Raw genomic sequence first — 6382 nt, forward strand, 5'->3', positions numbered from 1 at the left:
CCAGCGGAGTCGGTGCACCGTTCGCAGCGGAGGTCGGGATGCGTCGGGCCATGGCGGCTGCGACCGTAGGAGTGAAAACGGCACCGAGGTTCCGAGGAGGGGGGAGAACGGGGGTCGCCGCCGTGCTGATGGCAGATCCTTCGGTGGTCCGGGAGCTGGTTGAACGGTGCGAGACGCTCCGCCGGCGCATGGCGTCCGGTGGCAGCGCTGAGACCGCCCGCCAGCTTGAAGACGCCACCTACACGCTGTGTGTGATCACGGGCACACGCCATCTGGACGCTGCGCTGGACCTTGCTCGCCGCCAGCTGCGCCGAACCCCGGTACGGCAGCCGATGCGCCGCTGAGACCCGGATACCTGCTCACCGGCGCGCGGAGCCAGGCGTCGGCTGTGCCGAATCCCTCTCGCCTCGGTGGACTGTCCTCGTTTCCGCCGCTGGCGGTGGCCGTCTCTAGGCGGCTTCGGCTGTGAGGCTTGCTGCTGGGTGGGCCGGACTTGCGACGGCGTCGAGCGGGAGCAGGCTGCTGTCAAGCCGCGGGCGGCTTGCGCCCGGCTCGGGACCGCTGGGCTCCAGCCTGCGTCCGCCCCATGGGCTGCGACCTGCCGGAGCGGCCAAGGCAACCGTGCCATTGCCGCCCGCCCTGCGGGGCAGCGCACCGCACCCGCGCCCGGCCACGCTGCTCGGCAAGAGGTGTCACCTTCATCTGCCCCGGTCCATGCCGCACAGTCAGCCCTCACAGGGAGGCTGCGTCCACGGCTCACTGCCGGGATGGTGGTCCGTTCGCCGGTGCTCGAGGTGCGGCCTGTGTGGTGGCGGGTGACAGTGGGCGCAGTGCCGATGTGTTGCCGGCTGTTCACCGAAAGGGAATCACGGGATGTCACAACGCAATACCTTCTTGCGCAGCCTGCACGACCTGGGACTGGCCGCATGGTTCGGCGGCTCTTTGATGGGCGCGGTCGGCCTCAACGGCGCGGCACGAGCTGAAGGCGCAACGCAGGCGAGCGCCGCACGGCTCGCCAGCTCCGGCTGGGCGATGTGGGCGCCGGTGAACGCTGCGGCCGTCGGCACCCATCTGGTCGGCAGCAGTGGCCTGCTCGCGGCGAACGCGGCACGGGTTGCCACCCAGCAGGGAGTAGGAGCCTCCACGCTGGCCAAGACGGTTCTGACCGGAGCCGCTCTGGCGGCCACCGCTTATAGCCGGGTGCTGGGCAAGAAGATCGAGCTGGCGTCCTCCGGCGACCCGGAAGATGCCGAGAAGGCTGCGAGGCACCCCGTCGACACGGACAAGGCGCAGCGGCAACTCACGGTCCTGCAGTGGGCGGTGCCGGCGCTGACGGGCGGCCTGCTCATCCTGAACGCGCTGCACGGAGAACAGCAGCGCCCCGAGGAGCAGGAGCGGGGGATGTGGCAGCGGGCCATGAGCAAGACGCCGCACATGCCACCCATGCCTCATATGTCAATGCCGTCCGTGCCGGACTGGCGCTGGATGCAGCACTGACCCATCCCGGTTCTCCTCGCCAGCGGACCGGGGATGAGGGATCACATGGTGCCGCCAGTCTGCCGGCGGGCTTCGTCGGTGACCTGCTGCCCGGACTCGCCGGCCTGCTCAGCCACTCGACCCGCTTGGTCGCGGGCTTCCTCCCCGGTGGTCTTCGCGGCCTCGGTAGCGGTGTTCTTCACCTCCTGGGCCGCCTGCCGTGCGGCCTCGGTGGCGTCTTCCTTCAGTTGCTGCGCGGATTCGACGGCTGCCTGCTTGACCGGCTCGAGTGTTTCGCCGGCCTGCTCGGTGATCCGGGAGGCTGCCTGCTCCTCGGCCTGCGAGGTCGGAAGGAGGGAGGCGGTCAGCAGTCCGGCGCCGAAGGCGATCAGCCCTGCAGCCAGCGGGTTGCCCTGGGTCTGCTGCATTGCCTGCTGCGGGGCCTGCCGCACCGCTTCGCCAGCCTGCCCGGCCACCCCACGGGCGGTTTCTGTGGCCTGCCCGGCCACCTCGCCCACTTTGTCCGTCGCCTGACCGGCACTCTCCCGCACCGACTGCGCCACCTGCTGCGGGCGGCCTTTGGCCTGGCCGGCCGTATCCGAGGCGGTGCCCATGACCCGGGTCTGAAGCCCCGACACCGCGCCGCGGACACGATCGGTGCGGCGGCGTACCGCTCGGCGGGGACTGGCCCGGTCGGCCAGCTGGTCCACGTCCGCAGACAGCTTCTCCCGGGTCGCTTCGATGTCGGCCCTTACTTGGTCGGGTGACGTGCCCATTGGGCATCCTCCTTCAGCGTCTCCACTGTCTGCTCCGGCTTGGGCGAGACCTCCCGCATCCGCGAGCGGCCCATCACGTACAGAACGGCACCGATCCCCGCCCACAGCCCGGCGATGATCAGCGCGGACCAGCCGGCATTCATCACGTTGGCCAGACCGAACATGGCCGCCAGCGACAGGAACAGGGCCACCATGTAGCCGGCGAACCCGGCCCCGCCGTACATCCCGGCGGCCTTGCCGGCCTTGGTGGCCTCCTGGCGGATCTCGGCTTTGGCCAGCTCGATCTCCTGCCGGAACAACTCCTGCACATCCGAGGTCACCGTCGACAGCAACTCACCGACCGAGGGGTCCGCTCCGTGCGGCTGCGGTGACTGCGGCGAGACCGACGGCATCTCACACCCCCGGATGACTCGGAACGTCAGGCCGTACAGCGTCACCCGGTGAACCGGTTGAGCTGTCCTCGGCGGCCGTAACCGGCTGCTGCGGGGACCGGGGCTGCGGGGACTTGCCCGCCGTACCGGCCTTGGCCAGCCGACCCGCCACGAACCCCGCCAGCGCCGCTGCGCCCAGGAAAACACCCGGCCGACGGCGTGCGAACCCCTGCAGGTCCTCCACCAGGCCGCCCACGCCGTTTTCTTCCAGGTAGTCCGCCGTGCGATGACCGCCGTCGGCGGCCTGGGACAGCAGAGAACGGGCCGGGGAATCGCCGGACGCCTTCTGCGTCAGAGCGGCCAGATCGTCAGACCACTGCCGCAGCGTCCCCGCAGCCCGCCGGGCCTGCCCCTCTACCTCGTCCGTCACCCGGCCTCGCAGATCACGTACCACCGTGCCGGCCTGCTCCCGGGCCTCCCCGACCACCGTGCGGGCCTGCTCCGTCGCGGTACCGCTCACCTCACCGGCCGCCTGCTTGGCCTGATCGGCCGTGGCCGACGCCTGCTCCTTTGCCGTCTGCCCGGTTTGCTGGATACGGCCCGCATCGCCCTGCACTGCATGACTCATAGGCTCGCACCTTTCTACGCCATGGGATGCCGCCCCGACCCTGCGACGCCCGGGATGCGGACACCCGGGCACATGGCCGCGGGCAGCACAAAACACCTTGCTTCCAGGATCACCCGACCGGACGAACGCCGCATGTTCATAACCATGCGCCCAGTCCTCGAAGCGGCTTGCGGCGACCGACCAGTGCACATCGGTACGCGCCCCTGTCAGGCCAAGCCTTACCGGTTGCGAGCGGGCGCAGCGCTTGCGGCCGTCCCATGGTCACGTACCCAGCGACATCGACGTGCTCGGTCGCTTGCTCGGGACGGTCAGGCCGGTTTCAGCCGCACCGCCACCTGCAGCCCAGGGGGATGCTCGGCACGGCAGCCGGCGTGACGCGGTGGGTCTCACGGGGAGCAGTGCGCACGGCACTGCTGCCGGTGACGCTCGGGTCGAGAGCCGTCAGGCAGGTGCTGACGAACACCGAGGGTGACTACGCGGTGGCGGCGCGGGCGCTGGCAGCCTGCCGGGCCGGGGAGGTCGCGTCTGGTCCACAGCACGAGTAGGCCGCGTAATTCGACTGATCACTCACCGCGCTACCGCGACGTGGCCTGAACACGTCGGTACGACAGCTGACCCTGCTGCTACCCGCCCGCGTGCGGGGTTCGGAAGCAAGCCCCGCCGAGCTCCCCGAGTTCATGCTCGGGGAGCTCAGCACTTGCCAGTCGTTTGCTGCGACGTGCGGCACGGTACAGGGATGCGGAACAGCAAGCCGGGCAGGCGGACGTGCCTCCCCGCTCCGCTGACACCTCCGGTGATACCCATGGCCCACCCGCGCTCCCTGGCCCAGCACCCGACACTGGTCCCCGCGTCGACGACCTCGTGCAGGAGGTCGAGCGGCTGCGTGCGGAGAACGCGCAACTGCAGCGTGCTCGTAATGATGGCGAGGATCAGTCCCGAGGACGGATTCACGGTGCTGCGTGAGGTCTCACAGCACACCAACACCAAACTGTCCTCGATCGCCGAGCAGATCATCAAGCACGCGCAGAGCGCCGCCTCGCCCGAGACGGTCCAGGCCGAACTTCACGCTGCCCTCGCCCGCACGAGGTGATCGAGACGGCTGGGCTGGAGGGTCAGGATCGGTGGGGGCCGGTCGTGCTGCCTGCGGGGTCGTCGAGGAGCGCGATGCGGGCGGTAATGCGTTTGCCGACTGGCTCCCGCTGTGCCTCAAAGCCGCCATCACGATCTTCAACCCGTGCTGGCCCACCCGGCCGGAATCGGCGGCCCGGGCCACCGCAGCACCGGGTCCCTGTCCCAGACCACCACTTCTACCACCGTGCCGGTGACGCGCAGATCAAGCAGCACGTACTTGCGGGCGTTGGTGACCCCCGGACCCGGAGCGGCGTCAGCGTCATCACTGTGGGTGGGGAGATCGACCACCACACGGGCGGACCTCTCCGCGAGGCCCTCAGCCTGCCCGAGCCGCCCCGTCCGAGTCCGTGCTGCGCAGGATGCTCGGCATCGACGAGATCATCGACTGCTGTCCCACCCTCCGCCACGCAGTGAACGGCTGACGCTCGTTGCGCACGCAGCGCGCGTCCACTGGTGCGTAGGCGGGCCCAGGAGGGTTACTTGGGGAGTATGACAAAGCTGCATCTTCCAGGGCACAAGGCGCACCACGGCAGCGACGAGGCCCAGGCACACGATCGGCCCACGCCCGAGGAAGTCGGACCGGGGCCCGAGGTGGAGCGCCGTGCACCGGACGCGCCGACGAAGCTGCCTAAGGGCGCCTGGGGTGCCGTGTTCAAGGGCGCCGTGCGGGAATTCAAGGACGATGAGCTGACCGATCGTGCGGCGGCCCTGACGTACTACGGGGTGCTTTCGCTTTTCCCGGCGCTGCTGGTTCTCGTGTCGCTGCTAGGTATCACCGGCAAGTCGACGACCGACTCGCTGCTGGCCAACATCAAGAAGTTCGCCCCCGGCTCGGCCCGGGACATCATCACTCGGGCTGTGGAGCAGTTGCAGAGCAACGCCGGCGTCGGCTCCGTCATGGCGATCGTCGGCATCGCCCTCGCGGTGTGGTCCGCCTCCGGCTATGTGGCCGCGTTCATCCGCGCGGCGAACGCCGTCTACGACATGCCGGAGGGCCGCCCGGTGTGGAAGATCCTCCCGATGCGGATCGGGGTGACGGTCGTGCTGATGGTGCTGGCCGTGATCAGTGCCCTGATCGTGGTGTTCACCGGCAACCTGGCCCGCCAGGCCGGCACCGCGCTGGGCATCGGCAACACGGCGATCATGGTGTGGTCGATCGCCAAGTGGCCCGTTCTGGTCGTCCTGGTCACCGTCATGATTGCGATCCTGTACTGGGCCAGCCCGAACGCCAAGGTCAAGGGCTTCCGGTGGATCACCCCGGGCAGCTTCCTCGCCCTGGTGATCTGGATGATCGCCTCCGGCGCCTTCGCGTTCTACGTGGCGAACTTCGCCTCCTACAACAAGACCTACGGCACCATGGCCGGCGTCATCGTCTTCCTCCTGTGGCTGTGGATCACCAACCTGGCCGTCCTGCTGGGTCTGGAGTTTGACGCCGAGGCTGTACGCCAGCGGGCGATCGCGGGCGGTCTGCCGCGCGAGACTGAGCCGTACACCCAGCCTCGCGACACCCGGAAGTGGGACGAGGAGGACCGGCGCCGCCTGGACGACGTGTGACCCGCGCCCCGATGACCTTGGGTGTAGGTCGGTGACCTCGGGCTACTGTCCCGCCCGGCGTCGGCAAGGCGCTCTCAGGGGTGGAAGAGATGGCCGAGAGCTCGAAGTTGTGGTGTGGTGCCGCCGCCGCAATGGCCTGGCTGGGCGGGTGGCGCAGCCGTAAGGCGGCGGTGGCCGGACTGGGCGCCCTGGCGATGGCGCAGCTGATTTCGAACGGCGTGTGCAAGCAGTTGGCCGACCGGCCCCGGCCGCCGAAGGAGTGGTTCGACCACGACGAGGTCGACGACCGCCCCGACTCCTCCTCCTTCCCCTCCGGGCACACCGCCGCCGCGGTGGCCTTCACCGCCGCAGTGGCGCCCACGTGGCCGGCCGCCGGCGCTACCTGCGCGGTGCCTGCCGCCATGGTGGCGCTCGAGCGGGTGCAAAGCGGCGCCCACTACCCAAGC

At 69.7% G+C, this 6382-nt stretch carries 8 protein-coding genes and 1 pseudogene; 5 read left to right on the top strand and 4 right to left on the bottom strand.

The genetic code is table 11. The features are described 5' to 3' along the window. Positions 1-128: 128 nt before the first annotated feature. The gene (locus tag IE312_RS09165) at positions 129-344 is read left to right on the top strand and encodes a DUF5133 domain-containing protein (RefSeq protein ID WP_370467541.1); all 216 of its coding nucleotides are present in this window, start codon (positions 129-131) and stop codon (positions 342-344) included. A 529-nt stretch (positions 345-873) separates the two neighbouring features. Beyond that, positions 874-1497, top strand: a complete 624-nt coding sequence (locus IE312_RS09170) for a hypothetical protein (protein ID WP_189980149.1) — start codon at positions 874-876, stop codon at positions 1495-1497. Positions 1498-1538: 41 nt separating this feature from the next. On the opposite strand, the gene IE312_RS09175 is transcribed toward IE312_RS09170, so the two are convergent. From IE312_RS09175 to IE312_RS09185, 3 genes are read right to left on the bottom strand one after another with little or no spacing between them, the layout of a single operon-like run. Continuing rightward, positions 1539-2252, bottom strand: coding sequence for a DUF3618 domain-containing protein (locus tag IE312_RS09175; protein ID WP_189980150.1), 714 nt, complete (start codon positions 2250-2252; stop codon positions 1539-1541). Next, positions 2228-2644 (bottom strand): phage holin family protein, encoded by a 417-nt coding sequence (locus tag IE312_RS09180; RefSeq protein WP_189980152.1) that lies wholly within the window; start codon positions 2642-2644, stop codon positions 2228-2230. The genes IE312_RS09175 and IE312_RS09180 overlap by 25 nt, the downstream gene beginning before the upstream one ends. A gap of 1 nt (position 2645) precedes the next feature. Beyond that, positions 2646-3251, bottom strand: a complete 606-nt coding sequence (locus IE312_RS09185) for a hypothetical protein (protein ID WP_189980153.1) — start codon at positions 3249-3251, stop codon at positions 2646-2648. A gap of 916 nt (positions 3252-4167) precedes the next feature. On the opposite strand from IE312_RS09185, the gene IE312_RS09190 reads away from it, so the two are divergent. Next, a complete protein-coding gene (locus IE312_RS09190) occupies positions 4168-4341 on the top strand; it encodes an ANTAR domain-containing protein (RefSeq protein ID WP_229899393.1) in 174 nt (57 codons plus the stop codon). Between the two features lie 22 nt (positions 4342-4363). Here the strand turns inward: IE312_RS09190 and IE312_RS09195 are convergent. After that, positions 4364-4616 (bottom strand): annotated as a pseudogene (locus IE312_RS09195) (ATP-binding protein); the annotation flags it as partial. A 255-nt stretch (positions 4617-4871) separates the two neighbouring features. Here IE312_RS09195 and IE312_RS09200 point away from each other — a divergent pair. Both IE312_RS09200 and IE312_RS09205 read left to right on the top strand, forming a co-directional pair. Further along, positions 4872-5936: a YihY/virulence factor BrkB family protein gene (locus IE312_RS09200; protein ID WP_189980154.1), complete on the top strand. Its 1065-nt coding sequence runs from the start codon at positions 4872-4874 to the stop codon at positions 5934-5936. 89 nt (positions 5937-6025) lie between these two features. Continuing rightward, a partial coding sequence (locus IE312_RS09205; protein ID WP_229899436.1) for a phosphatase PAP2 family protein occupies positions 6026-6382 on the top strand: 357 nt, incomplete at its 3' end.

The sequence above is a fragment of the Streptomyces capoamus genome, assembly GCF_014654935.1.
Lineage (GTDB): Bacteria > Actinomycetota > Actinomycetes > Streptomycetales > Streptomycetaceae > Streptomyces > Streptomyces capoamus.

Coding starts and splice junctions, on each gene's coding strand:
- IE312_RS09165 (WP_370467541.1), top strand. CDS start 129: ATGGCAGATCCTTCGGTGGTCCGGGAGCTGGTTGAACGGTGCGAGACG.
- IE312_RS09170 (WP_189980149.1), top strand. CDS start 874: ATGTCACAACGCAATACCTTCTTGCGCAGCCTGCACGACCTGGGACTG.
- IE312_RS09175 (WP_189980150.1), bottom strand. CDS start 2,252: ATGGGCACGTCACCCGACCAAGTAAGGGCCGACATCGAAGCGACCCGG.
- IE312_RS09180 (WP_189980152.1), bottom strand. CDS start 2,644: ATGCCGTCGGTCTCGCCGCAGTCACCGCAGCCGCACGGAGCGGACCCC.
- IE312_RS09185 (WP_189980153.1), bottom strand. CDS start 3,251: ATGAGTCATGCAGTGCAGGGCGATGCGGGCCGTATCCAGCAAACCGGG.
- IE312_RS09190 (WP_229899393.1), top strand. CDS start 4,168: ATGATGGCGAGGATCAGTCCCGAGGACGGATTCACGGTGCTGCGTGAG.
- IE312_RS09200 (WP_189980154.1), top strand. CDS start 4,872: ATGACAAAGCTGCATCTTCCAGGGCACAAGGCGCACCACGGCAGCGAC.